Source organism: Streptomyces racemochromogenes (assembly GCF_044129415.1).
Lineage (GTDB): Bacteria > Actinomycetota > Actinomycetes > Streptomycetales > Streptomycetaceae > Streptomyces > Streptomyces racemochromogenes_A.
This window is the reverse complement of the sequence record NZ_JBBDHD010000105.1, coordinates 1-24,777: the sequence shown is the minus strand read 5'-3', so window position 1 is coordinate 24,777 and position 24,777 is coordinate 1. Positions and strand designations below refer to the sequence as shown.

The window sequence follows — 24,777 nt, the reverse complement described above, 5'->3', positions numbered from 1 at the left end:
CCGCGCGCGGGGGCGGCCCCGCCCGCCCCCCCCCCCCCCGCCCCCGCGGCCGCCCCCGCCCGGCCCCCCCCCCCCCGGGGGGGGCCCCCCCCCCTCCGGCGTACGTACGGAAAGGAGACGGGTCAGCGGCGGTGCTGCGAGTCCGCGACCGTGACCTCGACCCGCTGGAACTCCTTGAGCTCGCTGTAGCCGGTCGTGGCCATCGAACGGCGCAGGGCGCCGAAGAGGTTCATCGAGCCGTCCGGGGTGTGCGACGGGCCCGTGAGGATCTCCTCGGTCGTGCCGACCGTGCCGAGGTTGACCTTCTTGCCGCGCGGCACGTCCTCGTGGACGGCCTCCATGCCCCAGTGGTGGCCCTTGCCGGGCGCGTCGGTGGCACGGGCCAGCGGGGAGCCCATCATCACGGCGTCCGCGCCGCAGGCGATGGCCTTGGGCAGGTCGCCGGACCAGCCGACGCCGCCGTCGGCGATGACGTGCACGTAGCGGCCGCCGGACTCGTCCATGTAGTCGCGGCGGGCCGCGGCCACGTCCGCGACGGCCGTGGCCATCGGGACCTGGATGCCGAGCACGTTGCGCGTGGTGTGCGCGGCGCCGCCGCCGAAGCCGACGAGGACGCCCGCGGCGCCGGTGCGCATCAGGTGCAGGGCGGCCGTGTAGGTGGCGCAGCCGCCGACGATGACCGGGACGTCGAGCTCGTAGATGAACTGCTTGAGGTTCAGCGGCTCCGCGGCACCCGAGACGTGCTCGGCCGAAACGGTGGTGCCGCGGATGACGAAGATGTCGACGCCCGCGTCCACGACGGCCTTGGAGAACTGCGCGGTGCGCTGCGGGGAGAGCGCGGCGGCGGTGACGACGCCCGAGTCGCGCACCTCCTTGATGCGCTGCCCGATCAGGTCGGCCTGGATCGGCGCGGCGTAGATCTCCTGGAGGCGGCGGGTGGCGGCCTCCTCGTCCAGCTCCGCGATCTCGTCGAGCAGCGGCTGCGGGTCCTCGTAGCGGGTCCACAGGCCTTCCAGGTTCAGCACGCCCAGGCCGCCGAGCTCGCCGATGCGGATGGCGGTCTGCGGGGAGACCACGGAGTCCATGGGGGCGGCCAGGAAGGGGAGCTCGAAGCGGTACGCGTCGATCTGCCAGGCGATCGAGACCTCCTTCGGGTCCCGCGTACGCCGGCTGGGGACGATGGCGATGTCGTCGAAGGCGTACGCCCGGCGGCCGCGCTTGCCGCGCCCGATCTCGATCTCAGTCACGTGTGGTGGCCTTTCCTCTGGGTCTGCCCGTCCAGTATCCCCGAACGCCGGGGACCCGCGTTCCGATGACCGCTGTACGGACGCACCCGCGAACCCGGTGCGGACGCGCCGGAGGGGCGGGCCCGGGCGGGCCCGCCCCTCCGGGCGGTCATCGTGTTCAGCCCTTGCGGGAGTAGTTCGGCGCTTCGACCGTCATCTGGATGTCGTGCGGGTGGCTCTCCTTGAGGCCCGCCGAGGTGATCCGGACGAACCGGCCGCGCTCCTGGAGCTCCGGCACCGTACGGCCGCCGACGTAGAACATCGACTGGCGCAGGCCGCCGACGAGCTGGTGGACCACCGCGGACAGCGGGCCGCGGTAGGGGACCTGGCCCTCGATGCCCTCGGGGATCAGCTTGTCATCGCCGCCGACGCCCTCCTGGAAGTAGCGGTCCTTGGAGAAGGACTTGCGGTCGCCGCGGGACTGCATCGCGCCGAGCGAGCCCATGCCGCGGTACGACTTGAACTGCTTGCCGTTGATGAAGAGCAGCTCGCCCGGGGACTCCTCGCAGCCCGCGAGCAGCGAACCGAGCATCACGGTGTCGGCGCCCGCGACCAGGGCCTTGGCGATGTCGCCGGAGTACTGGAGGCCGCCGTCGCCGATGACGGGGACGCCCGCGGCCTTGGCGGCCAGCGAGGCCTCGTAGATCGCGGTGACCTGCGGGACGCCGATGCCGGCGACGACGCGGGTGGTGCAGATGGAGCCGGGGCCGACGCCGACCTTGATGCCGTCGACGCCCGAGTCGATCAGGGCCTGGGCGCCGTCGCGAGTGGCGACGTTGCCGCCGATGACGTCGACCGAGGAGTTCGACTTGATCTTGGCGACCATGTCGCCGACCAGGCGGGAGTGGCCGTGGGCGGTGTCGACGACGATGAAGTCGGCGCCCGCCTCGATCAGGGCCTGGGCGCGCTCGTACGCGTCGCCGGCGACGCCGACGGCGGCGCCGACCAGCAGGCGGCCGTCCTTGTCCTTGGCGGCGTTCGGGTACTTCTCGGCCTTGACGAAGTCCTTGACCGTGATGAGGCCCTTGAGGACGCCCGCGTCGTCGACCAGCGGAAGCTTCTCGATCTTGTGGCGGCGCAGCAGCTCCATGGCGTCCACGCCGGAGATGCCGACCTTGCCGGTGACCAGCGGCATCGGGGTCATGACCTCGCGCACCTGGCGGCTGCGGTCCGACTCGAAGGCCATGTCGCGGTTGGTGACGATGCCGAGCAGCTTGCCGGCGGGGTCGGTGACCGGGACGCCGGAGATGCGGAACTTGGCGCAGAGCTCGTCGGCCTCGCGCAGCGTCGCGTCCGGGTGCACCGTGATCGGGTCGGTGACCATGCCGGACTCGGAGCGCTTGACCAGGTCGACCTGGTTGGCCTGGTCGGCGATGGAGAGGTTGCGGTGCAGGACGCCGACGCCGCCCTGGCGGGCCATGGCGATGGCCATCCGGGCCTCGGTGACCTTGTCCATGGCCGCGGACAGCAGCGGAACGTTCACGCGGACGTTGCGCGAGATGAGGGAGGAAGTGTCGATCTCGTCCGGAGCCATGTCCGACGCGCCCGGCAGCAGCAGCACGTCGTCGTAGGTCAGTCCGAGCGCGGCGAATTTGTCGGGTACTCCGTCGGCGGTCATGACACCTTCCCAATGGTCTTGCTCAGCGCGGATGTCCATGCTAACGGGATACCGAGGCGTCTCATTCCACGACCAAGGTCAACCAGGAGTTTCGTAGCTTCCTACAGCGAAAAAAGGGGGCTACTGCTCCGCGAGCGCGCGCAGCCGGCTCAGCGCGCGGTGCTGCGCGACCCGCACGGCGCCCGGGGACATGCCGAGCATCTGCCCGGTCTCCTCCGCGGTCAGGCCCACGGCCACCCGCAGGACGAGCAGCTCGCGCTGGTTCTCGGGCAGGTTGGCCAGCAGCTTCTTGGCCCAGGCGGCGTCACTGCTGAGCAGGGCCCGCTCCTCGGGGCCGAGCGAGTCGTCCGGCCGCTCGGGCATCTCGTCGGACGGCACGGCGGTGCTTCCCGGGTGCCGCATGGCGGCCCGCTGGAGGTCGGCGACCTTGTGCGCGGCGATGGCGAAGACGAACGCCTCGAAGGGGCGCCCGGTGTCCCGGTAGCGGGGCAGCGCCATCAGGACGGCGACGCACACCTCCTGCGCGAGGTCCTCCACGAAGTGACGGGCGTCTCCCGGCAGCCGCGACAGCCGGGTTCGGCAGTAGCGGAGGGCCAGGGGGTGCACGAAGGCCAGCAGATCGTGCGTGGCCTGCTCGTCGCCGTCGACCGCGCGGCGCACGAGCGCGCTGACGGCTCCGGCGTTGCCGCCTTTGGCGGCGCCGGTGGGGCCTGTGGCCGGGGCTGACCCCAGGGCCTCGTCGTCGCGCATCAATCCATGGTGCCTTGGCGCCGGAGCGTTCGTGGCATCGCGGTCCGTGTTGTGCGTCGAAGCGTTATGAGCGGGTGCGCCGGAACCCATCTTCTGCGCCCTCCCCTCCGCTCGGCCCGAATCGTCGTCCCCGAGGACTCGACCTCTCCAAGAATGCGGCACACCATCAAGGATGCGGCATCGCGCCCGAAGCGACACGTCCCCCGGATTGTGCCCCGCCAATCCCCGACGGGACACCGGTCGGGACGGGACTTTCGCATCCCGTCACCCCCGGGGGGCCTGCCGCCCCGCCCGCCATCGGCGGACGGGACCGCTCCGGACACCCGGAGGCCACTCCCGCGGTCAGCGGACGAGGCCCCAGCGGAAGCCGAGCGCCACGGCGTGCGCCCGGTCCGAGGCGCCGAGCTTCTTGAACAGCCTGCGGGCGTGCGTCTTGACCGTGTCCTCGGAGAGGAAGAGCTCGCGCCCGATCTCCGCGTTGGACCGGCCGTGGCTCATGCCCTCCAGCACCTGGATCTCGCGCGCGGTGAGGGTGGGCGCGGCGCCCATCTCGGCCGAGCGCAGCCGGCGCGGGGCCAGCCTCCAGGTCGGGTCGGCGAGCGCCTGGGTGACGGTGGCCCGCAGCTCGGCGCGCGAGGCGTCCTTGTGCAGGTAGCCGCGGGCGCCGGCGGCGACCGCGAGGGCCACTCCGTCCAGGTCCTCGGCGACCGTCAGCATGATGATGCGGGCGCCCGGGTCGGCGGACAGGAGCCGGCGGACGGTCTCGACACCGCCGAGGCCGGGCATCCGTACGTCCATCAGAATCAGGTCGGAGCGGTCGGCACCCCAGCGGCGGAGGACTTCCTCGCCGTTGGCAGCCGTCGTCACACGCTCGACGCCGGGCACGGTGGCAACCGCGCGACGGAGCGCCTCTCGGGCAAGCGGGGAGTCGTCGCAGACGAGGACGGAAGTCATGACCGCCCTCCGCAGCTGCTGATGCGCGTCACCTTGAGCCTCCAGGCTGGTACGTATCGTCACCTGTGCGGTCGACGTCCTCGGACACCTGTCCGGGAACTTCTCGTTTCAACCGCACTCGCTCTCTCAACGATGGTCACTCGAAAGAGTTACGGGTCGGACGGACACCTTCGGCACTCTACGTGAGGAAGCGATCACGACGCTGGAGCCACCCGCCGCGCGTCCTCCATCTGGCGCTATGCCCTATTTGGCGGCTTTCCTTCCGTTTGGCACGTGACTGAGGCTAGATTCCCAATGAGTCATATTTACATCTACTACGACAGTAGGTGTGGAGACATGGACCGTATCCGCCTCAGTACCGGCACCAAGAGGAATACTCATGGCAGATTTCTCCCGCCTCCCCGGACCGAACGCCGACCTCTGGGACTGGCAGCTGCTCGCGGCCTGCCGCGGAGTCGACAGCTCCCTCTTCTTCCACCCGGAGGGCGAGCGGGGCGCGGCCAGGAGTGCGCGCGAGGCCTCGGCTAAAGAGGTCTGCATGCGCTGCCCGGTGCGCTCGGAATGCGCCGCGCACGCACTCGCCGTCCGCGAGCCCTACGGGGTGTGGGGCGGCCTCACCGAGGACGAACGCGAGGAACTGATGGGCCGCGCGCGACACCGCCTGATCCCGGCCACCAGCACGATCAGCCCTGCCACACCGCACTGACCGCGCCGCGCCGACCGGACGAAGGAACGTTTCTTCTCATCGCTCCCCGACCCGGCTCCGACCGTCAGCGGGCGGCGGCCCGCACCAGCTCACCCAGGGTCGCCGCCACCGCCGGCACGCGGGCCAGGTCGGGCAGCGTCAGCGCCACGACCTCCCGCTCCACCGCCGGCTCCACGGCCAGGGTGCTCACACCCTTCGCCCGTACGGACTCCACCGCCAGCTCCGGCAGCACCGCCACGCCCAGCCCCGCGCCGACCAGGCCGACCACGGCCGGGTAGTCGTCGGTGGCGAAGTCGATGCGCGGGGTGAAGCCGGCGCCCTCGCACACCTCCACCAGATGGCGGCGGCAGCGCGGACAGCCCGCGATCCACGGCTCGTCCGCCAGGTCGGCCATGCCCACCCGCCCGGCGCCGGCCAGCCGGTGCCCCTCGGGCACGAGCCCCACGAGCCGGTCCGTCAGCAGCGGGGTGACCACGAGGTCCTCCCACTCCGCCACGGCCGCGGCGCCGGCGTAGCGGAAGGCCAGAGCCAGGTCGCACTCCCCCTCCCGCAGCATCTCCACCGAGCGCGGCGGCTCCGCCTCCACCAGGGAGATGCGGGTCCCGGGGTGCTCGGCGCGCATCGCCGCGAGCGCGGTCGGCACCAAGGTGGAACTGCCGCTGGGGAAGGAGACCAGCCGTACCCGCCCGGCGCGCAGCCCGGCGATGGCCGCGACCTCCTCCTCGGCGGCGGTCAGCCCCGCCAGGATCCCGGCGGCGTGCCGCACCAGGGCCTCCCCCGCCTGGGTCAGCCGCATCTCACGACCCGTACGGACCAGCAGCGGGGTGCCGGCCGACTGCTCCAGCGCCTTCATCTGCTGGGAGACGGCGGGCTGGGTGCAGCCGAGTTCACGGGCGGCGGCGGAGAAGGAACCGGTCCCGGCGACAGCGCGCAGGATCCGCAGGTGGCGGGCCTCAATCACCCTTCGAGCATAAGCCCGCCTTTTGCCGCGGCGGCCCCGCCCAGGCGTGACTTTGAGAAGGAGGCCCTCGGGGGGTACGGGAGCCGGCGCGGGCGGCTATTTTGCGCACATGACGACTGCGTTGATCACTGGATCCACGGCGGGCATCGGCGCCGCCTTCGCCCGGCGGCTCGCCTCCCAGGGCCACAACCTCGTCCTGGTGGCCCGGGGCACGAAGCGGCTGGCCGAACAGGCCACGGAGCTGCACGACCGGCACGGCATCGAGGCCGAGGTGCTGGCCGCCGACCTCTCCACGGAGGAGGGCATCGCCGCGGTCGAGACCCGGCTGGGGGACCGGACGCACCCGGTGGACCTGCTGGTCAACAACGCGGGCTTCGGCAACAAGGGCCGCTTCCTGGAGGTCTCCCTCGCCGACGAGCTGGCCATGCTGAAGGTGCACGTCGAGGCGGTGCTGCGGCTGACCTCGGCGGCGACGGCGTCCATGCGCTCGCGCGGCCGCGGCGGGGTCGTCAACGTCGCCTCGGTCGCCGCCTTCGTCCCGCGCGGCACCTACGGCGCCAGCAAGGCCTGGGTCGTGCAGTTCACCCAGGGCGCGGCCCGGGACCTGGCCGGGAGCGGGGTGCGGATGATGGCGCTGTGCCCCGGCTTCGTCCGGACCGAGTTCCACCAGCGGGCCGGCATGGGCACCGACAACATCCCGGGCTGGCTGTGGCTCGACGCCGACAAGCTGGTTTCCGCCGCGCTGGCCGACCTGGCGCGCGGGAAGACGGTCTCGATCCCGGACCCGCGGTACAAGGCGCTGATGGGCGTGGTGAAGCTGACGCCGCGCGGGCTGCTCGGCGGCGTGTCCTCCCGTACGGGGCGCAAGTACGGCCCGCAATGATGCCCCGTACGACCCATCGGTAATCGGATCAAAAGGGTGGAATCTCCCTAAACTGGACGTGTCTCATCCACCGCGGGAGGCGACGCGATGACATTCGTACAGGTAATCGATTACGAAACCAGGCGGTTCGACGAGATGAACGCCCTCATCGACCGCTACGCGGAACAGACCAGCGGCAGGCGCACGGTCACCCACACCATGATCGGCAAGGACCGCGACTCCCAGACCCACTACGTGGACCTCGTCGAATTCCCCTCGTACGAGGAGGCGATGAAGAACTCCCACCTCCCGGAGACCGACCGGATGTTCCAGGAGATGGTCGCCCTCTGCGAGGGAATGCCCACGTTCATGAACCTCGACGTGGTGCGCGACGAGTACCTCAACAAGCTCGTCGTGAACCGGATGTTCGAGGAGTGCATCCTCAAGGGCGACTTCGCCGCGCTGGACGAGTGCCTGGCGGCGGACTACACCGACCACGACATCATGGAGAGCGAGGGGCAGAGCGACGGCCGCGACGGCATGCGGCAGACCATCACCATGTGGAGGGACGCCTTCGACTTCTCCTTCGACCAGACCCGGCAGATCGCCGAAGGCGACTGTGTCACGACCCTCTGGAACTGGAAGGGCACCCAGAAGGGCGAGTTCATGGGGGTCGCCCCGACGGGCAGGGAAGTGACCATGTCGGGCTGCACCACCTTCCGCCTCGCCAACGGCCGGATCGCCGAGGGCTGGTGGTACTACGACGCCCCCGGCCTGATGCGCCAGATGGGCATGCTTCCCGAGTAGCCGGCCGGCGCACCGGCCCGCGCGCACGGTGCGCCCCGTACGCAAGAGGCCCTGGTCACCCCCGCGTTGCAGCGGTGACCAGGGCCTTCTCGTGCGGCTAACCCTCAGGCATCAGCCTCAGTGGCTGTGACCGTGGCCGTGGCCGTGACCGGCGTCGGCCTCCTCCTCGGCCGGCTTCTCGACGACCAGGGTCTCGGTCGTGAGCAGCAGGGAGGCGATGGAAGCGGCGTTCTCCAGCGCGGAGCGGGTGACCTTGACCGGGTCGATGACGCCGGCCTTGACCAGGTCGCCGTACTCGCCGGACGCGGCGTTGAAGCCGTTGCCCTTCTCCAGCTCCGCCACCTTCGAGGTGATGACGTAGCCCTCAAGGCCGGCGTTCTCGGCGATCCAGCGCAGCGGCTCGACGGCGGCGCGGCGGACGACCGCCACACCCGTGCCCTCGTCGCCGGTCAGGCCGAGGTTGCCCTCCAGGACCTTGACGGCGTGGACGAGCGCGGAGCCACCACCGGAGACGATGCCCTCCTCGACCGCGGCGCGGGTCGCGGAGATGGCGTCCTCCAGACGGTGCTTCTTCTCCTTGAGCTCCACCTCGGTGGCGGCGCCGACCTTGATGACGCAGACGCCGCCGGCGAGCTTCGCCAGGCGCTCCTGCAGCTTCTCGCGGTCCCAGTCCGAGTCCGTGGCCTCGATCTCGGCCTTGATCTGGTTGACGCGGCCCGCGACGTCCGAGGCGTTGCCGCCGCCGTCGACGATGGTCGTGTCGTCCTTGGAGATGGTCACGCGGCGGGCGGTGCCCAGCACGTCCAGACCGGCCTGGTCGAGCTTGAGGCCGACCTCCTCGGCGATGACGGTGGCACCGGTGAGGGTGGCCATGTCCTGGAGCATCGCCTTGCGACGGTCACCGAAGCCCGGGGCCTTGACGGCGACCGCGTTGAAGGTGCCGCGGATCTTGTTGACGACGAGGGTGGAGAGCGCCTCGCCCTCGACGTCCTCGGCGATGATCAGCAGCGGCTTGGAGCCACCCGCCTGGATGACCTTCTCCAGCAGCGGCAGGAGGTCCTGGATGGAGGAGATCTTGCCCTGGTTGATCAGGATGTACGGGTCGTCGAGGACGGCCTCCATACGCTCCTGGTCGGTGACCATGTACGGGGAGAGGTAGCCCTTGTCGAAGGCCATGCCCTCGGTGAACTCCAGCTCCAGGCCGAAGGCGTTGGACTCCTCGACGGTGATGACACCGTCCTTGCCGACCTTGTCCATCGCCTCGGCGATGAGCTCGCCGACCTGGGCGTCCTGCGCGGAGAGCGCGGCCACGGCGGCGATGTCCGACTTGTCCTCGATCGGGCGGGCGGTCGCGAGGAGCTCCTCGGACACGGCCTTGACCGCGGCGTCGATACCCTTCTTCAGGGCGGCCGGGGAGGCGCCGGCGGCGACGTTGCGCAGGCCCTCGCGGACGAGCGCCTGGGCGAGCACGGTGGCGGTGGTGGTGCCGTCACCCGCGATGTCGTTGGTCTTGGTCGCCACCTCCTTCACGAGCTGCGCGCCGAGGTTCTCGTACGGGTCGTCCAGCTCGACCTCGCGGGCGATGGTGACACCGTCGTTGGTGATGGTGGGCGCGCCGAACTTCTTGTCGATGACGACGTTGCGGCCCTTGGGGCCGATCGTCACCTTCACCGTGTCGGCAAGCTTGTTGACGCCGCGCTCAAGGGCGCGACGGGCGTCCTCGTCGAACTTCAGGATCTTCGCCATGGGAGCGGTTCAGCCCTCTCGAAAACTCGGGTTAACGAACCGCGCCCCTCGCCGCCCGGCAAGCAGCGGGGTGACCAGGGGCGCAGTTCAAAGCAATGCGTGAGAAGTGATTACTTCTCGACGATCGCGAGCACGTCGCGGGCCGAGAGGACGAGGTACTCCTCGCCGCTGTACTTCACTTCGGTGCCGCCGTACTTGCTGTACAGCACGATGTCGCCGACGGAGACGTCCAGCGGGAGACGCTGGCCGTCCTCGAAGCGGCCCGGGCCGACCGCGAGGACGACGCCCTCCTGGGGCTTCTCCTTCGCGGTGTCCGGGATGACCAGGCCGGAGGCCGTGGTCTGCTCGGCGTCGAGCGGCTGGACCACGATGCGGTCCTCAAGCGGCTTGATGGCAACCTTGGAGCTGGCGGTCGTCACGATCCGACCTCCCCCTTCGGAGATCCGGGGTTAACTGTCTGAGGTGGCGACCAGGTCGATCCGTCGTCGCGGGTGCCGGACCTGCCTGTCGCTGTGTTGGCACTCACCGGTGGCGAGTGCCAGGTGTGACACTATTCCGGCGATTAGCACTCGGTCAAGCGGAGTGCCAACACGCTCCGCCGGTTCCACGCATTCCGGCCGCGGGTCGCCCCGTTTGGCCCAAACCCGGCCCTCCCCCGCATCCGGCCCCGCGGGCTCCGGCGCCCGGTATGTGAGGCTTGGCGCGTGCGCATCCTGGTCGTCGAAGACGAAGAGAACCTGGCCGAGTCCCTCCGGCAGGGCCTGTCCGCCGAGGGCCACCGCGTCGAGGTCGCCCACGACGGACACCGGGGCCTGGAACTGGCCCTCACCGGCGGCCCGTACGACGTCGTCCTGCTGGACCTCATGCTCCCCGGCCCCGGCGGCGCCGAGATCTGCACCCGGATGCGCGCCCACGGCGACCCCACCCCCGTCCTGGTGCTCACCGCCAAGGACGGCGAGTACGACGAGGCCGAAGGGCTCGACGCCGGAGCCGACGACTACCTCACCAAGCCCTTCTCCTTCGTCGTCCTCGGCGCCCGCCTGCGCGCCCTCGCCCGCCGCGCCGCCGGCCCCGGGAACACGCCCGCCGTGCTCCGGGCCGGGGACCTGGTCCTCGACCCCCACGACCGCCGCTGCCGCCGCGGCGACCGGGACATCGAGCTCACCGCCCGCGAGCTCGGCGTCCTCGCCTGCCTGATGGAGCGCCCCGGGCGGGCCGTCGCCAAACAGGACATCCTGGACGAGGTCTGGGACTCCCCGGACGGCATCGACCCCAACATCGTGGAGGTGTACGTCTCCTCGCTGCGCAGGAAGATCGACACCCCCTTCGGCCGCCGCTCCATCCTCACCGTCCACGGCACCGGCTACCGCCTGGCCCCCGACGGCGGCTGACCGTGGTGAGCAGCCTGCGCGCGCGGACCGCGCTCGCCGCCGCCCTCGCGATGGCCGCGGTGCTCGCCACCGGCGGCCTGTGGCTGTACACCCTCATGCGCGGCAACCTCCTCGACAACACCACCGGCCGCACCGAGCTCGCCGCCCGGAAGGTCGCCGCCCAGGTCGACACCCGGACCCTCCCGCCGGGCGGCCGGCTGCCCGCGCCGGAGAGCGGGGTCGACCTGGTCCTCGTCCGGGACGCCCGGGGCCGCACCGTCGCCAGCACCGCCGCCGGCGGGGAGCCCCGGGACGTCCCCCGCCTGGACGGGCTGCGCCCCGGCCCCGGGCAGGACTCCCGCTCAACCGTGCTGCCGCCCGCGCACCCCGGCGCGCAGCGGCGCGTGGTCGTCGCGGTCGCGGCCCCCGGCCCGCCCGGGGCGCACGACCCGGCCGCCCCGCACACCGTGTACGCCATGACCGCGCTCGGCGACGTGGACGACGCCACACGGGCCGTCGCGGTCGGACTGCTCGCCGGGGCGCCCCCGATGACCGCCTTCGCCGCGGCCCTCGCCTGGTGGGCCACCGGGCACGCCCTGCGCCCCGTCACCGCGATCCGCTCCGGCCTGGCCGCGGTCACGGCGAGCGAGCTGGACCGCCGCGTCCCCGATCCGGGCGGGGCCGACGAGATCGCCCGACTGGCGCGGACCGTCAACGACACCCTCGACCGGCTGGAGCGCTCCGACGCGCGGCAGCGGCAGTTCACCGCCGACGCCTCGCACGAGCTGCGCAACCCCCTGGCCGCCGTCCGGTCCCGGCTGGAGGTGGCCCTCGCGAGGGAGCGGCCCGACCGGGCGTCGGTGGCCGCCGCGCTGGCCGACACCGACCGGCTCCAGCGGATCGCCGCCGACCTGCTGCTCCTGGCCCGGCTCGACGGGGGGCCCGCGCCGCGCCGCGAGCCCGTGGACCTGGCGCTGCTGGCCGCGGAGGACGCGGCGCGGCGGCCCGCGCCCCGGGTGCCGGTACGGGTGGAGGCCCCGGCTCCGGTCCCGGCGTACGGGGACGCGGCGCGGCTGGAGCGGGCGCTGGCCAACCTCGTGGACAACGCCCTGCGCTACGCGGCGGGCGGGGTCGTGGTGCGTGCCGCCGCGCGGGACGGGTGGGCGGTGCTGGAGGTGGCCGACGACGGTCCGGGGATCCCGGAGGCAGACCGGGACCGGGTCTTCGAGCGGTTCGTACGGCTCGACGCGGACCGGGGCCGCGCCAGCGGCGGCACCGGCCTGGGCCTGGCCATCGCACGTGAGATCGCCCGGGCGCACGGGGGCGAGGTCCGCGCGCTGGGCGCCCCGGACGGGGGCGCGCTGCTGGAGCTGCGGATCCCGTCGGGGAGGCGCTGAGCCGCCCGTCGAGGGCTTCGGAAGGAACCATCGGGAGGCCGTCAACGTCATAGACGATATGAAGATAAAGCGCCTCATTGCCGAGCAGATCGGTCCGCGGACCGCCCCTGCGACCCCGAGTGCACCGGGCGCAGCGTCTCCTTCTCCTTCGCGGGCTCCTTCGCGGGCTCCTTCGCGGGCTCCTTCGCGGGCGGGTCAGGACTCCGTCGACGGTGGCGGCGTCCCGTGCGCGGACTGAGGCCGCTGACGGTGGCGGGAGCCCGCCGCCGGACCGAAGCGCTCCTGCTCGTGTTCGTCGTCGGCATCGCCGTCTTCGGGCACGTCAGCGCGGGCCTGGCCATGAACGGCGAGCTGCCGCAGCACCTCACCAGCTTCGTGATCAGCATGACCCTGCTCTCGCTGGTCGGACACCTCGGCATCCGCCGGTTCGCGGCGTACGCGGATCCGCTGGTCTTCCCGCTCGCCATGCTGCTGACCGGGCTGGGGCTCGTCCTGATCCACCGGCTCGACCAGGGGTACATCGAGCGCTACGGGTCGGACGCGAACGCGCCCGGCCAGCTGATGTGGACGGTGGTCGGGGTCGCCGCCTGCCTGCTGGTGGTGGCGCTGCTGCGGGACCACCGGCTGCTCCAGCGGTTCATCTACATCACGATGGCCGTCGCGCTGGTGCTGCTGATCGCGCCGGCGTTCTTCGGCGCGGACACGTACGGCGCGAAGCGCTGGATCATCCTGTTCGGGTTCTCGCTCCAGCCGGGCGAGTTCGTGAAGATCATGATCGCGATCTTCTTCGCGGGCTACCTGGTCGTCCACCGGGACTCGCTGGCCCTGACGGGCCGGAGGTTCCTGGGCATGCGGCTGCCTCCGATGCGTCAGCTCGGGCCGATCATCACGGTGTGGATCATCTCGCTGCTGGTGCTGGTCTTCGAGCGCGACCTCGGCACCTCGCTGATCTTCTTCGGCGTGTTCGTGGTGATGCTGTACGTGGCCACCGAGCGCACCAGCTGGATCGTGTGCGGCCTGGTCATGGCGGCGGGCGGCGCCTTCGTGGTCGGCTCGACCGAACCGCACGTCAAGGCGCGTGTGGCCGCCTGGCTCAATCCGCTGTCCTACTACTGGGAGAACCGCCCGCCGGGGGTCACCTCCGACCAGTCGGCGCAGGCCCTGTTCAGCTTCGGCACGGGCGGCGTCTCGGGCACCGGCCTGGGGATGGGCCACCCCGAGCTGATCAAGTTCGCGGGGCGCAGCGACTTCATCCTGACGACGGTGGGCGAGGAGCTCGGGCTGGCGGGGGTCATGGCCGTCCTGCTGCTGTACGCGCTGCTCGTACAGCGGGGCCTGCGGATGGCGCTGGCCGCGCGGGACCCGTTCGGCAAGCTGCTGGCCGTGGGCCTCGCCTCGGCGCTGGCCCTCCAGGTCTTCGTGGTCGCCGGCGGCGTGACGGGCCTGATCCCCCTCACCGGCAAGGCCCTGCCCTTCCTGGCGAAGGGCGGCTCGTCCCTGCTGGCCAACTGGATCATGATCGCCCTCCTGCTGCGCATCAGCGACAGCGCGGAACGCCAACGGGAAGCGGACGCCCGCGGCCCGGTGGAAACGACGATCACCCCGGTGGTGGCGGGAGCGGGAGTCCGGTAGGCGCCCCCGCCCGCGCCGAGCCCCGTACCCCTACAGGTAGTCCTCCAGACGGCCCACCGTGTAGCCCTGTTCCTGTATGTGCTGGAGCATCCGCGTCACCATGTGGATCTCCGACGCGCCCTTGAGCTCCGACGGGCCGCGGAAGTGGGCGAGGATGATGTCGCCGGGCTTGAGGGCCGAGCCCTCGGCGTACTGGAAGTCGTTTATCTGCATCGACTCCCGCCACAGAACGACCGTGCCGATGCCGCACTCCGAGGCGGCCTTCAGGGTGTCGTCGTTGTAGTTGCCGAAGGGCGGGCGGAAGAGGACCGGGCGCTTGCCGAAGCGCTTCTCCAGGCGCTCCTGCTGGCCGCATATCTCCTTCTTCTGCGCCGCGAACGCCAGCGTGCGCATGTTGGGGTGCGTCAGCGTGTGGTTGTTCACCGTGCTGTTCGAGCCGTTGTCGCGGAGCTTCTCGAAGTAGCCGTAGTCCGACGACGCCACGTTGTCCGTGAGGAACATGCTGATCGGCAGCTTCAGGTCCGCCGCCATCTTCAGGAACTCGGGGTCCTTCTCCGCGCCGTCGTCGAAGGTCAGGAAGACGACCTTGTCGTTCGGCGCCACGGGTATTCGGTCCACGACCACCGGCTTGCCCGGCCCCGCCGGCTGGGGGAGCCGGGGCTTCTGCGCGGGCTTGGGGGCGTACTGCAGCGGGGCGGTCAGCCCCCACTTGCGGTACGCCTCGTCGCCCGGGGTGCCCGCCTGGGCCGAGGCGGCCGCAGAGGCCTTGGCGGACGGGGAGGCCGAAGGGCCCCCCGTCTGCGTGGCCTTGCGGCCCAGTCTCTCGATCGGATCCACGCTGTTCCCGCATCCCGACAGGGACAGCGCGAGCGCGCCGGCCGTCAGCGTCCCGGCTACCAGCCGGCGCGCGTACTTCACAGGTAATCCTCCAGGCGGGCCACGGCGTACCCCTTGTCCGTGACGGTCTTCATGACATGACGGATCATGTCAGGCATCGTGCCCTTCCAGTCCTCACGACCCCGGAAGTGCGTGAGGATGATGTCGCCGGGGTGGAGGTCCCTGTCCCATTCACGGTAGTCCATCCGGTTCGGGAAGGCCTCCGCGTTCCACAGGGGAACCGCCTTGATGCCACAGGACTTCGCCGCGCGCAGCGTGTCCTGGTTGTAGTTGCCGTACGGCGGCCGGAAGAGCCGGGGCCGCTCGCCGAACTGCTTCTGGATGGTGTCCTGCTGGCCGCAGATCTCCTCGCGCTGCTGCTCGTAGTTGAGGCCGGGCATGTAGCGGTGGTTGAGGGTGTGGTTGTTCAGGGTGACGCCGGCGGCCTGCATCTCCTTGAAGTACGGGTAGTTGTCCCGCACGAGGTAGTCGCTGAGGAACGCCGTGTACGGGATCTTCAGCTCCTGCATCATCCGGATGAACTCGGGGTCCTTCTCGGCGCCGTCGTCGACGGTCAGGAAGACCACCTTGTCCTCGGTCGGGACGGTGGTGAAGACCGGGGGCAGCTCGTCCTGGCCCTCGACCTCGAAGCCCTCGCGGGTGGTGATCTCGGGCTTCGCCTTCGGGCCGGCCGGAGCCATGAGCGGGGTCTTGGCCAGTCCCCACTTCTTCGCCATGGCGGCGCGGGCCGCCTGGGCCGCCTTGAGCTTCTCGGCGGAGTTGGCGAGGGCGCCGGCCGCGCCGGAGCCGGCCTCGGCGGCGGACTGGCCGGCCTTGCCCTTGACCGGCGCGGCCGGGTCCGCGGCGCCGCACCCCGTGCCCAGGGCGGCGACCAGCAGCGCGGCCGCGGCCACCCCGTACCGGGCGCGCGGACGGGCCGCGGGCCGGTGACCAAACTGCGTGGAATTTCCCTTTTGTCGTACTAGCTGCATAGCAGCGGATCCTCGCACCACGCGGCCCGGCTCCCCGCTCGACACCACGGCCGGAGCCCTCCCGTCCACCGACTGGCCGACAATGGGGCCGTGACTCCCGAAGACTTCGCCGCGCTCCTCACCCCCGAGGGCCGCACGCTCCTCGACTCGCTCCGCGACTACGACCCCGCCCAGGAGCTGGCCGTGGCCACCCGGCTGCGCCGCGAGCACCCCGCCGGGCTGGTGTCGGCCGCGCTGGGGCAGGCCCGGCTGCGGCAGCGGGCGGTGGCGAAGTTCGGGGCCGAAGACGCGTTCCGGATGTTCTTCACCCCCGGCGGCGGGGAGATGGCCACCCGCGCGTCGGTGGCCGCGTACCGGGCCGAGCGCCTCGCCGAGCTGGGCGTGCGCAGCGTCGCGGACCTGTGCTGCGGAATCGGCGGGGACGCGCTGGCGCTGGCACGGCGCGGGATCCGGGTGCTGGCGGTGGACCTCGACCCGCTGACGGTGGCCGTCGCGCGGGCCAACGCCGAGGCGCTGGGGCTGGCGGACCTGATCGAGGTCCGGGAGGCGGACGTGACGACGGTCGACGTCTCCTCGTACGACGCCGTGTTCATCGACCCGGCGCGGCGCGGCGGGCGCGGGCGGATCTTCGACCCGGAGGCGTACTCGCCGCCGCTGTCGTGGGCGGTCGGGGCGGCGCGGGCCGCGCGCCACGCCGCCATCAAGATCGCGCCCGGGATTCCGCACGAGGCGGTGCCGGCGGAGGCCGAGGCGGAGTGGATCTCGGACCACGGGGACGTGAAGGAGGCCGTGCTGTGGTTCGGCACCGCCCCCGGCACGGTACGGGCCACCCTGCTGCCGGGACCCGTCGGGCTGCGCACCGCCGAGCCGCTGCCGGACCCCGAGGCGGGGCCGGTGGGCCGCTGGCTCTACGAGCCGGACGGGGCGGTGATCCGGGCGCACCTGGTGGCCGAGGTGGCGGAGCGGCTCGCGGGGCGGCTGATCGACCCGACGATCGCGTACATCACGGCCGACGAGCTGCGGCCGACGCCGTACGCCACGGCCTACGAGATCACGGACGTGCTGCCGTTCGGGCTGAAGAAGCTGAAGGCGCTGCTGCGGGAGCGGGAGGTGGGGGTGCTCACGGTGAAGAAGCGGGGGTCCGCGATCGAGCCGGAGGAGCTGCGGCGCAAGGTGAAGCCGTCGGGTCCGAACGCGGCGACGGTCTTCCTGACCCGGGTGGGCGGGGCGCCGGCGATGCTGATCGGCGCCCCGGTGGCGTAGCGGGGCCCGTGCCCGGCCGGGCGGGGTGCGGTCGGCGCGGCACCGTCACGCGGGCGGCGCCGTCGCGCGGGCGGCGCCGTCGCGCGGAGGGTCCCGCGGTGGGCGGGTGCCGCGTCTCAGACGCCCGCGAGGCGGGAGCGGGCCGGGCGGGGACGGCCCGGGGCGGGGGCGTCGGCCTGGCCGGGCTCCGGGCGGGAGCGGGCCGGGCCGGGAGCGGGGGACCGGGGAGCCGGCCCCGGGCGGGCGGCCCGGCGGGTGCGGAGGGACCAGCTGTAGTGGGTGGCGGCCTTGGCCAGGCCCAGGAGGGCGGTGATCCACAGGATCAGGCCGAGGCCCATGGAGTACGCGACCTCCCCGACGGTGTCCGTGCCCGGCCGGGCGCCCGCCGCCGCGGTGAAGGCCGTCCAGAAGCCGAGCGCGCCCAGCGACAGCGAGGCCAGCAGCCACACCGCGCTCCGGACCGGGGCGCGCAGCCCCGCGCCCGCCCCCGGCCCCTCGTCCGCGACGGCCCACGCGCACAGCAGCCGGTGCACCCGGCGCTCCTGCCGGGCCCCGCGGACGAAGCAGTAGCCGGCCGGCACCAGGACCCCCAGCCCCATCAGGGCGAAGACGGCCCCGAAGAGGCGCTCCGGCCCGGCGCCGGACTCGAAGGTCATCACGGCCGTGCTCACGAAGGTCCAGCCCACCGCGAAGACCGCCGCCAGCACCCACAGCAGCGCCAGCCGCCCCAGGCCCAGGCTGCGGCGGCTCAGGTCGGCGAGGTGGCGCGCGCGGTCGGCCCGTACGACGCGCTCGTCCAGCCACTCGCGCAGGTGCGCGGGCGGCGGCGGGGGCGGCAGGTCACGACGGCTGGGCCGTCTCCCTCGGATCGTGCCGGTCGAACCCGCGTCGTGCGGTGCCGCGCATCGCCGTGTCGGCGGGGCGCCCTCGTACGGGACGTACGCGGGTGCTCCGCCAACGCGGCGAGGTGCGGTGCCGGCCGACGCGGGCCCGGCAGGATCCGTAAGAGACGGCCTAGGCATGCGCATGACCCTAGCGGCGCCCCGTGGAGCTTCACCGCAGCGCTCCTCGACCGCCGCTCAGCCGCCCTGCGTGACCTCGACGGACTCGAAGTGCCAGCGGTGCACGGGCCGGGTGATCAGGTCGGCGGCGGGCTCCGGCAGCTCGGGCAGCTCCTCCGCGGAGCCCCCCTCCGGGGCCGGCCACCACGTGATCACGAGGACCCGGTCCTGCGGGGCACGCAGCACCTCGCGGCGCAGCGGCTCCCGGGCGAGGATCTGGGCCCGGGCCCACTCCAGCAGCTCGTTGCCCCGGCCCTCGACGGCCCGGGCCTCCCACATCAGCGCGATGACGGTGTTCACGAGTAGAGGTTGTCCTTGCTGAGCTCGTGCACGTGGTCGTGGGAGTGCGCGTGTCCGTGGGAGTGGCCGTGCCCGTGGCCGTCGCCCTGACCGTGCTCGTGGGACGTGCCCGGGACGTGGGGGTCCGTCACCGGCAGGGAGGAGTCCGCCGACAGGTCCCAGTCCGAGGCCGGACGGTTCCGCTTGACCATCTCCGCGCCCAGGGCCGCGACCATCGCGCCGTTGTCGGTGCACAGCTTGGGCCGCGGCACGCGCAGGATGACGCCCGCGTCGTCGCACCGCTCCTGCGCCAGCGCCCGCAGCCGGGAGTTGGCCGCCACGCCGCCGCCGATCATCAGGTGGTCCACGCCCTCGTCCTTGCACGCGCGGATCGCCTTGCGGGTGAGCACGTCCACCACGGCCTCCTGGAAGGACGCCGCCACGTCACGCACCGGCACCTCCTCGCCCGCGTTCCGCTTCGCCTCGATCCAGCGCGCCACGGCCGTCTTGAGGCCGGAGAAGGAGAAGTCGTACGCCGGGTCGCGCGACCCGGTCAGCCCGCGCGGGAAGTCGATGGCCCGGGGGTCGCCCTCCTTGGCCAGCCGGTCGATGACCGGCCCGCCGGGGAAGCCCAGCTGGAGCACGCGGGCGATCTTGTCGAAGGCCTCGCCGGCCGCGTCGTCGATGGTCGCGCCGAGGGGGCGGACGTCGCTGGTGATGTCCGGGGCGAGGAGCAGCGAGGAGTGGCCGCCGGAGACCAGCAGGGCCATGGTCGGTTCGGGCAGCGGGCCGTGCTCCAGCTGGTCGACGCAGATGTGCGAGGCGAGGTGGTTGACCCCGTAGAGCGGCTTGCCCAGCGCGTAGGCGTACGCCTTCGCCGCCGAGACGCCGACCAGCAGCGCGCCCGCGAGGCCGGGGCCGGCGGTGACGGCGATGCCGTCGAGGTCGCGGGCGCTGACGCCGGCCTCCTTCAGGGCGCGCTCGATGGTGGGGACCATCGCCTCCAGGTGGGCCCGGGAGGCGACCTCGGGCACGACCCCGCCGAAGCGGGCGTGCTCGTCGACGCTGGAGGCGACCGCGTCGGCCAGCAGGGTGGTGCCGCGGACGATGCCGACGCCGGTCTCGTCGCAGGAGGTCTCGATGCCGAGGACGAGGGGTTCGTCAGCTGCCATGGGTCTCACTGCTCTCAGGGTGTTCGGTGGTCTCGGTGGTGGGGTCGGCCGGGGCGGTGCCGGTGGCTTCGGCCGACTCGCCGGCCGGGGCGGCCGTGCGGGCGGGGTCCGTCAGGCGCATGACCAGCGCGTCGACGTTCCCCGGCTGGTAGTAGCCCCGCCGGAAGCCGATCGGCTCGAAGCCGAAGCGTTCGTAGAGCCGCTGGGCCCGGGTGTTGTCGACCCGGACCTCCAGCAGCACCTCCGCGCATTCGAAGGCGGTCGCGGCGCGCAGCAGTTCGGTGAGCAGCCGGGCTCCGAGTCCGGTGCCCCACTGGTCCTTGGCCGCCGCGATGGTCTGTACGTCGCCCAGGTCGCCGGAGGCCGCCAGTCCCGCGTAGCCGACGATGCGCCCCGAGGCGGGGTCTTCGGCGACGACGTAGCGGCGGCTGGCGTGCGGGCCGCGCGCGTGGGCGAGCTCGGACCAGAACATCCCGGCCGACCAGGCGTCCTCGGGGAAGAGCTCGTGCTCCAGTTCCAGCACCGGTGCGATGTCCCACCAGCGCATCTCGCGGAGCACAGCGGTCGGGGCGGTCACTGCGGGGTGACCACCTTGTAGTTCTTCGGCACCTGGGCGTCGGGGCGGCGCAGGTAGAGCGGCGTCACGGGGAGGAAGGCGGCGCCAGACGCGAGGCGTTCGGCGGCCAGGCCGGCCAGAGCGGCGGCCGACTGGTGCTCGGGGTCGCGGGCGTCGGTGAAGACCTCCGGGTAGAGACGGGCGCCCTGGCCGACGGCCGGGAGGCCGGCGACCTGCTCGGCGATGTCGGCCGGGCGGTCGACGGCGGGCTCGCCGACGCGGGTGCGCGGGTCCTCGTAGCGCGCCCAGTAGACCTCCTTGCGCCGTGCGTCGGTGGCGACGGTGAAGGGGCCCTCGATGCCGGCGGTGCCCGCGGCGTAGGCGAGCCCGTCGAGGGTGCACAGGCCGTGGACGGGGATGCCGAGGACGGCGGCGAAGGTGGAGGCGGTGACGAGTCCGACGCGCAGCCCGGTGTAGGGGCCGGGGCCGACGCCGACGACGATGCCGGTGAGGGCGTCGAGCTTCACCCCGGCCTCGGCGAGGACCCGGTCCACTGAGGGCAGCAGGAGCTCCCCGTGGCGGCGGGCGTCGACCTGGTGGGACTGGGCCAGGACGGACTCCCCGTCGTGCAGGGCGACGGTGACGGCGGGCGTGGCGGTATCTACGGCGAGCAAGAGCACGCGAACAGCCTACGACTCCCGGGCCCCCGGGCCTTGCGGCCGGTCGGAGCGGGGGTCCGGCTGCTACCTTTCGACCGGCAGTGCGACGCGGCGACGAAGCGCCGGGACGCGCGGCTTCGCAACGCAGCAGGAACCAGCACGCGCAGGCGCGGAGAGGTGGAGCAAGGTGGCACGCAGCAGCTCGGGAATCGTGGCCGGCCTCACGGTCGCGGCGATCGCCGCCATCGGCTTCCTCGGCTACCAGGCGCACGCGACCGCTCCCGCGCACCCGGCGAAGGCCGCCGGGCAGGCGCCGGCGCAGGGGCAGCCGCAGCCCCAGGCCCCGGCGCAGCAGGACGCGGCGAAGCCGGCGGCCCTGCCGGCCGCGTCGGGGACCGGGCAGCGGGTCGTGTACTCGGTGTCGCAGCGGCGGGTGTGGCTGGTCACGGAGGACGGCAAGGAGCCGAAGACCTTCACGGTGGTGCCGAGCACGGTGCACCCGGCACCCGGCAGCTACCTGGTCAACTCCCGGGCGGGCACGGTCACCGGCTCGGACGGGGTGCCGATCGAGCACGTGGTCCGGTTCGCGAGCAGCACCGAGGGCATCGGGATCGGCTTCAGCGCCCGCGTCGACGGGCAGCTGCCGCAGCCGGACCCGTCGAAGAAGACGGGCGGCATCCGGATGTCGCGTGCGGACGGCGACGCCATGTGGGCCTTCGCGCTCTACAACTCGAAGATCGTCGTCGTCCAGTAGACCGGCCCGCGCTTCCGGGCAGACCCTTCACCCGTACGTGGGTACCGCGCGCCGGCTCCCGCGGGCGTCAGGCCGCTTCCGGTTCCGCGGGGGCGGCCCGTTCGGCGTCCGCCGCGTCCTCGGCCGCGGGGTCCCGGGGGTCCGGTTCCGGGCGGGCGGGCGGCGTGGACACCGCGGTGGCGGCCGCGCCCGCCGCGAGCAGGGCCCGCATGGACACGACGGGCGCTCGCTCTGCTCCTGCTGCCGACATGGCTGCCTCCTGAGACCCCGGGACGCCGAACTTAGGTACACCTAACCAGCGCTCGGTACCATGTCATCACGCCGGCCCGTACCCGCGCAACGTTTTCCCGACGGGTTGTCGGTACCCCGTCGGTGAACCGGCCGACGGCGAGCCCGCCGGTGGTGGGCCCGCCCGCCCGGCTACGCCGGCGCCAGCCGCGCCAGCTCCGGACCGGCCTGCTCCCACCGGGCGCCCACGCCGCGCAGCGCGACCTCGCGCACGTCGTCCAGGACCTCCTCGTGGCCGACCGCCCGCCCGATGACCACGTGCAGCCGGTCGTCGGAGAGCTCCTCCACCTTGCCGTCGCCCCACTCCACGACGACCACGGAATCGGGCAGCGAGACGTCGAGGTCCAGGTCCTCCATCTCGTCCAGCCCGCCGCCGAGCCGGTACGCGTCCACGTGCACCAGCGGCGGCCCGTCGCCCAGGGACGGGTGCACCCGGGCGATCACGAAGGTCGGCGAGGTCACGGCCCCGCGCACGCCCAGCCCCTCCCCCAGCCCCCGGGTCAGGGTGGTCTTGCCCGCGCCGAGCTCACCGGTCAGCAGGACCAGGTCGCCGGGGCGCAGCAGGCCGGCGATCCTGCGGCCCAGCTCCTGCATGGAGGCGGGCGAGTCGACGGTGATCAGGGTCTCGGCGGCGGCCTCGGCCAGGGCCTCAGCGGCCGGGCTGCGCGGCGCTTCCCGCTGTACGTCTTCCATGCGCCCCAACGTTAGTCGGTGCGGGGACGGCTCCGGCGCGCTCCAGCAGGCCGGTGAGCAGGCCCGTCACGATCTCGGGGCGCTCCAGCATCATCAGGTGCCCGGTCTCGTCCAGCACCGCCAGCTCGGCGGCCGGCAGCTCCTCCTTGATGGCGACGCTGTGCCCGGGCGGGATGATCATGTCCCGGTCCCCGGCGATGACGGTGACGGGGATGTCGGCGAACCCCTGGAGGGCCGCGCTCTTGTCGTGGACCTGGAAGGCCGGGTAGAACTCGGCGACCACGTCGATCGGGGTGGCCTCGATCAGCCGCTCGGCGAAGCGCGCGACGCCGGGGTCGACCTCGCGGGAGCCGAACGAATAGAGCTTGATCATGCCGGCGAAGAGGTCGGCGGTGGCCCGGCGGCCCTTCTCCACCAGCTCCACCTGGGAGCCGAGGGCCTTGAGCACGCCCGGCAGGAGGCGGCGCACGGCCCCCTGCCCGATGGACGGCAGCCCGTACGTGACCTCGTCGAGCCGCCCGCTGGACGTGCCGACCAGGGCCACGCCGAGGACGCGCTCGCGCACCAGCTCCGGGAACTGCTCGGCGAGGGCCATGACGGTCATGCCGCCCATGGAGTGGCCGACGAGGACGAGCGGGCCCTCGGGCGCGGCGGCGTCGATGACGGCCTTGAGGTCGCGGCCCAGCTGGTCGATGGTGACGGGCTCGCCGTCGGCCTGGGCCAGGCCCCGGGCGCTGCGGCCGTGGCTGCGCTGGTCCCAGTAGACGGCGCGGACGAGCCCGCGCAGGGCGGCGCGCTGGAAGTGCCAGGAGTCCTGGCTGAGGCAGTAGCCGTGGCAGAACACCACAGTGGCCGGGGCCGCGGCCTTGCGGCGCAGCCGGCGCTTCGCACCGCCGGGGGGCGTCGGCTCCTCCGTCTCGTCGACCTCGTAGTAGAGCTCGGTGCCGTCCTCGGCGGGGCAGGTGCCCGCGGTCCCGCGCAGGGAGCCGTAGTCCCCCGCGGCGTCCAGCGCCAGGCGCGCCTTGCGGCGGATGCCGCGGCCCACGGTGATCCGTTCGACGGCGACACCGGCCGCGGCGCCCGCCGCTATGACACCGATGGCGGCGCCGGCCCAGCCGGCCTTGCGCCAGTTCTCGCTCACGACACGTTCCCGCTCACGCCGTCGCCGTCCTCACTCAGCCTCAGCCGCCGAGGTAGACCCGGGGCACCCGACCTCCGATACGGGTGACGATCTCATATGCGATCGTGTGCGCCGCTTGAGCCCAGTCCTCGGCGGTGGGCTCGCCGCGCTCGGCGTCACCGAGGATGACGACCTCGTCACCGGGCGCGGCGAGGTCCTCGCCGAGGTCGACGACGAACTGGTCCATGGCGATCCGCCCGGCGGCCTGGCGGATCTTCCCGGCGACGAGCACGGGTCCGCGGCCGGAGGCGCTGCGCGGGATGCCGTCGGCGTAGCCGGCGGGGACGAGCGCGAGGTGCGTCTCGGATGCCGTGACGTAGTGGTGGCCGTAGCTCACGCCGTGGCCGGCGGGGACGGTCTTGACCAGCGCGAGGGAGGCCCTGAGGGTCATGGCGGGCCGCAGGCCGAGTTCGGCGGGGATGCCGAGCTCGGGCGAGGGCGAGACTCCGTAGACGGCCAGACCGGTGCGGACGAGGTCGAAGTGGGACTCGGGGAGGGTGAGGGTCGCCGGCGAGTTGGCGATGTGCCGGACCTCGGGGTCGACGCCCTCCTTCTCCGCGTAGGCCAGCATGTCGCGGAAGGCGTCGAGCTGGAGCCGGATGGAGGGGTGGCCGGGCTCGTCGGCGCAGGCGAAGTGCGACCAGAGGCCGGTGACCTGGACGGTGCCCTCGGCCTGGGCGGCGACGGCCGCGCCGACGAGTTCGGCCCAGTCGGCGGGCTGGCAGCCGTTGCGGCCGAGGCCGGTGTCGGCCTTGAGCTGGATCCGGGCGGTGCGGCCGGGGGGGGGGGGGGGCGCGCGGCCCCCCCCCCCCCCCCCCCCCCCCCCCCCCCCCCCCGCCCCCCCCCGCCCCGACCCCCCCCCCCCAAAAAAAAACACCCCCCCCCCCCCCGCCGCCCCCCCCCCCCCCCCGGGCG

25 protein-coding genes and 1 pseudogene are annotated in these 24,777 nt (G+C 72.9%); 8 read left to right on the top strand and 18 right to left on the bottom strand.

Features of this window, described 5'->3' with window-relative positions:
• Positions 1–122: 122 nt before the first annotated feature.
• The 4 genes from WDV06_RS28785 to WDV06_RS28770 form a co-directional block, all read right to left on the bottom strand.
• Positions 123–1,247, bottom strand: coding sequence for a GuaB3 family IMP dehydrogenase-related protein (locus tag WDV06_RS28785; protein WP_045949019.1), 1,125 nt, complete (start codon positions 1,245–1,247; stop codon positions 123–125).
• A gap of 157 nt (positions 1,248–1,404) precedes the next feature.
• The gene (gene guaB, locus WDV06_RS28780; RefSeq protein WP_395512720.1) at positions 1,405–2,904 is read right to left on the bottom strand and encodes an IMP dehydrogenase; all 1,500 of its coding nucleotides are present in this window, start codon (positions 2,902–2,904) and stop codon (positions 1,405–1,407) included.
• Positions 2,905–3,024: 120 nt separating this feature from the next.
• Positions 3,025–3,654, bottom strand: coding sequence for a sigma-70 family RNA polymerase sigma factor (locus WDV06_RS28775; protein ID WP_395512719.1), 630 nt, complete (start codon positions 3,652–3,654; stop codon positions 3,025–3,027).
• A 342-nt stretch (positions 3,655–3,996) separates the two neighbouring features.
• Positions 3,997–4,608: a response regulator transcription factor gene (locus tag WDV06_RS28770; protein WP_003948568.1), complete on the bottom strand. Its 612-nt coding sequence runs from the start codon at positions 4,606–4,608 to the stop codon at positions 3,997–3,999.
• A gap of 379 nt (positions 4,609–4,987) precedes the next feature.
• Here WDV06_RS28770 and WDV06_RS28765 point away from each other — a divergent pair, with 379 nt between their 5' ends.
• Positions 4,988–5,314: a WhiB family transcriptional regulator gene (locus tag WDV06_RS28765; protein WP_395512718.1), complete on the top strand. Its 327-nt coding sequence runs from the start codon at positions 4,988–4,990 to the stop codon at positions 5,312–5,314.
• A 64-nt stretch (positions 5,315–5,378) separates the two neighbouring features.
• Here the strand turns inward: WDV06_RS28765 and WDV06_RS28760 are convergent, their stop codons facing one another.
• Entirely contained in the window at positions 5,379–6,275 is an 897-nt protein-coding gene (locus WDV06_RS28760) for a LysR family transcriptional regulator (RefSeq protein WP_395512717.1), read from the bottom strand.
• 109 nt (positions 6,276–6,384) lie between these two features.
• On the opposite strand from WDV06_RS28760, the gene WDV06_RS28755 reads away from it, so the two are divergent.
• Together WDV06_RS28755 and WDV06_RS28750 are read left to right on the top strand one after the other, a co-directional pair.
• Positions 6,385–7,158 (top strand): SDR family NAD(P)-dependent oxidoreductase, encoded by a 774-nt coding sequence (locus WDV06_RS28755; protein ID WP_395512716.1) that lies wholly within the window; start codon positions 6,385–6,387, stop codon positions 7,156–7,158.
• Positions 7,159–7,245: 87 nt separating this feature from the next.
• Complete coding sequence (locus WDV06_RS28750) at positions 7,246–7,944, top strand: ester cyclase (protein WP_395512715.1); 699 nt, start codon at positions 7,246–7,248, stop codon at positions 7,942–7,944.
• A 117-nt stretch (positions 7,945–8,061) separates the two neighbouring features.
• Here the strand turns inward: WDV06_RS28750 and groL are convergent, their stop codons facing one another.
• Both groL and groES read right to left on the bottom strand, forming a co-directional pair.
• Positions 8,062–9,690 (bottom strand): chaperonin GroEL, encoded by a 1,629-nt coding sequence (gene groL / locus WDV06_RS28745; RefSeq protein ID WP_395512714.1) that lies wholly within the window; start codon positions 9,688–9,690, stop codon positions 8,062–8,064.
• Positions 9,691–9,800: 110 nt separating this feature from the next.
• Positions 9,801–10,109, bottom strand: coding sequence for a co-chaperone GroES (gene groES, locus WDV06_RS28740; RefSeq protein WP_030230757.1), 309 nt, complete (start codon positions 10,107–10,109; stop codon positions 9,801–9,803).
• Between the two features lie 285 nt (positions 10,110–10,394).
• On the opposite strand from groES, the gene WDV06_RS28735 reads away from it, so the two are divergent.
• From WDV06_RS28735 to WDV06_RS28725, 3 genes are all read left to right on the top strand, one after another.
• Positions 10,395–11,081 carry a response regulator transcription factor gene (locus tag WDV06_RS28735; RefSeq protein WP_395512713.1) on the top strand — a complete coding sequence of 229 codons (687 nt, stop codon included), beginning with the start codon at positions 10,395–10,397 and terminating at the stop codon, positions 11,079–11,081.
• A gap of 5 nt (positions 11,082–11,086) precedes the next feature.
• Positions 11,087–12,457: a sensor histidine kinase gene (locus WDV06_RS28730; RefSeq protein WP_395512712.1), complete on the top strand. Its 1,371-nt coding sequence runs from the start codon at positions 11,087–11,089 to the stop codon at positions 12,455–12,457.
• Between the two features lie 225 nt (positions 12,458–12,682).
• The gene (locus WDV06_RS28725) at positions 12,683–14,089 is read left to right on the top strand and encodes an FtsW/RodA/SpoVE family cell cycle protein (protein ID WP_395512711.1); all 1,407 of its coding nucleotides are present in this window, start codon (positions 12,683–12,685) and stop codon (positions 14,087–14,089) included.
• Positions 14,090–14,119: 30 nt separating this feature from the next.
• On the opposite strand, the gene WDV06_RS28720 is transcribed toward WDV06_RS28725, so the two are convergent.
• Positions 14,120–15,007, bottom strand: a complete 888-nt coding sequence (locus WDV06_RS28720) for a polysaccharide deacetylase family protein (protein WP_395512710.1) — start codon at positions 15,005–15,007, stop codon at positions 14,120–14,122.
• Entirely contained in the window at positions 15,004–15,957 is a 954-nt protein-coding gene (locus WDV06_RS28715; protein WP_395512709.1) for a polysaccharide deacetylase family protein, read from the bottom strand. The genes WDV06_RS28720 and WDV06_RS28715 overlap by 4 nt, the downstream gene beginning before the upstream one ends.
• A 90-nt stretch (positions 15,958–16,047) precedes the next feature.
• On the opposite strand from WDV06_RS28715, the gene WDV06_RS28710 reads away from it, so the two are divergent.
• Positions 16,048–17,220, top strand: a complete 1,173-nt coding sequence (locus WDV06_RS28710) for a THUMP-like domain-containing protein (RefSeq protein WP_395512708.1) — start codon at positions 16,048–16,050, stop codon at positions 17,218–17,220.
• 116 nt (positions 17,221–17,336) lie between these two features.
• Here WDV06_RS28710 and WDV06_RS28705 read toward each other — a convergent pair whose 3' ends face one another.
• The 5 genes from WDV06_RS28705 to tsaB are packed head-to-tail and all read right to left on the bottom strand — an operon-like array spanning position 17,337 to position 20,968.
• Positions 17,337–18,242, bottom strand: coding sequence for a hypothetical protein (locus tag WDV06_RS28705; protein ID WP_395512707.1), 906 nt, complete (start codon positions 18,240–18,242; stop codon positions 17,337–17,339).
• Between the two features lie 57 nt (positions 18,243–18,299).
• Positions 18,300–18,560, bottom strand: a complete 261-nt coding sequence (locus WDV06_RS28700; protein ID WP_395512721.1) for a hypothetical protein — start codon at positions 18,558–18,560, stop codon at positions 18,300–18,302.
• Positions 18,561–18,577: 17 nt separating this feature from the next.
• Complete coding sequence (gene tsaD, locus WDV06_RS28695) at positions 18,578–19,732, bottom strand: tRNA (adenosine(37)-N6)-threonylcarbamoyltransferase complex transferase subunit TsaD (protein ID WP_395512706.1); 1,155 nt, start codon at positions 19,730–19,732, stop codon at positions 18,578–18,580.
• Positions 19,722–20,309: a ribosomal protein S18-alanine N-acetyltransferase gene (rimI, locus tag WDV06_RS28690; RefSeq protein WP_395512705.1), complete on the bottom strand. Its 588-nt coding sequence runs from the start codon at positions 20,307–20,309 to the stop codon at positions 19,722–19,724. Before rimI ends, tsaD begins: the two co-directional genes overlap by 11 nt.
• Entirely contained in the window at positions 20,306–20,968 is a 663-nt protein-coding gene (gene tsaB, locus WDV06_RS28685; RefSeq protein WP_395512704.1) for a tRNA (adenosine(37)-N6)-threonylcarbamoyltransferase complex dimerization subunit type 1 TsaB, read from the bottom strand. Before tsaB ends, rimI begins: the two co-directional genes overlap by 4 nt.
• Before the next feature lie 166 nt (positions 20,969–21,134).
• Here tsaB and WDV06_RS28680 point away from each other — a divergent pair, with 166 nt between their 5' ends.
• Positions 21,135–21,701 (top strand): hypothetical protein, encoded by a 567-nt coding sequence (locus WDV06_RS28680; RefSeq protein ID WP_395512703.1) that lies wholly within the window; start codon positions 21,135–21,137, stop codon positions 21,699–21,701.
• A 67-nt stretch (positions 21,702–21,768) separates the two neighbouring features.
• Here WDV06_RS28680 and WDV06_RS28675 read toward each other — a convergent pair whose 3' ends face one another.
• The 4 genes and pseudogenes from WDV06_RS28675 to alr all read right to left on the bottom strand — a co-directional run.
• Positions 21,769–21,951, bottom strand: a complete 183-nt coding sequence (locus WDV06_RS28675; RefSeq protein ID WP_395512702.1) for a hypothetical protein — start codon at positions 21,949–21,951, stop codon at positions 21,769–21,771.
• Positions 21,952–22,121: 170 nt separating this feature from the next.
• Positions 22,122–22,682, bottom strand: a complete 561-nt coding sequence (gene tsaE, locus WDV06_RS28670) for a tRNA (adenosine(37)-N6)-threonylcarbamoyltransferase complex ATPase subunit type 1 TsaE (RefSeq protein ID WP_395512701.1) — start codon at positions 22,680–22,682, stop codon at positions 22,122–22,124.
• Entirely contained in the window at positions 22,639–23,823 is a 1,185-nt protein-coding gene (locus WDV06_RS28665; RefSeq protein ID WP_395512700.1) for an alpha/beta fold hydrolase, read from the bottom strand. Before WDV06_RS28665 ends, tsaE begins: the two co-directional genes overlap by 44 nt.
• Before the next feature lie 40 nt (positions 23,824–23,863).
• Positions 23,864–24,640: pseudogene (gene alr, locus WDV06_RS28660) on the bottom strand (alanine racemase); the annotation flags it as partial.
• Positions 24,641–24,777 lie beyond the last annotated feature (137 nt).

Bases quoted from the DNA above. Each gene is read 5' to 3' on its own strand.
- guaB (WP_395512720.1), bottom strand. From the start codon at position 2,904: ATGACCGCCGACGGAGTACCCGACAAATTCGCCGCGCTCGGACTGACC.
- WDV06_RS28775 (WP_395512719.1), bottom strand. From the start codon at position 3,654: ATGCGCGACGACGAGGCCCTGGGGTCAGCCCCGGCCACAGGCCCCACC.
- WDV06_RS28770 (WP_003948568.1), bottom strand. From the start codon at position 4,608: ATGACTTCCGTCCTCGTCTGCGACGACTCCCCGCTTGCCCGAGAGGCG.
- WDV06_RS28765 (WP_395512718.1), top strand. From the start codon at position 4,988: ATGGCAGATTTCTCCCGCCTCCCCGGACCGAACGCCGACCTCTGGGAC.
- WDV06_RS28755 (WP_395512716.1), top strand. From the start codon at position 6,385: ATGACGACTGCGTTGATCACTGGATCCACGGCGGGCATCGGCGCCGCC.
- WDV06_RS28750 (WP_395512715.1), top strand. From the start codon at position 7,246: ATGACATTCGTACAGGTAATCGATTACGAAACCAGGCGGTTCGACGAG.
- groL (WP_395512714.1), bottom strand. From the start codon at position 9,690: ATGGCGAAGATCCTGAAGTTCGACGAGGACGCCCGTCGCGCCCTTGAG.
- WDV06_RS28715 (WP_395512709.1), bottom strand. From the start codon at position 15,957: ATGCAGCTAGTACGACAAAAGGGAAATTCCACGCAGTTTGGTCACCGG.
- WDV06_RS28705 (WP_395512707.1), bottom strand. From the start codon at position 18,242: ATGCCTAGGCCGTCTCTTACGGATCCTGCCGGGCCCGCGTCGGCCGGC.
- WDV06_RS28700 (WP_395512721.1), bottom strand. From the start codon at position 18,560: ATGTGGGAGGCCCGGGCCGTCGAGGGCCGGGGCAACGAGCTGCTGGAG.
- tsaD (WP_395512706.1), bottom strand. From the start codon at position 19,732: ATGGCAGCTGACGAACCCCTCGTCCTCGGCATCGAGACCTCCTGCGAC.
- WDV06_RS28675 (WP_395512702.1), bottom strand. From the start codon at position 21,951: ATGTCGGCAGCAGGAGCAGAGCGAGCGCCCGTCGTGTCCATGCGGGCC.
- tsaE (WP_395512701.1), bottom strand. From the start codon at position 22,682: ATGGAAGACGTACAGCGGGAAGCGCCGCGCAGCCCGGCCGCTGAGGCC.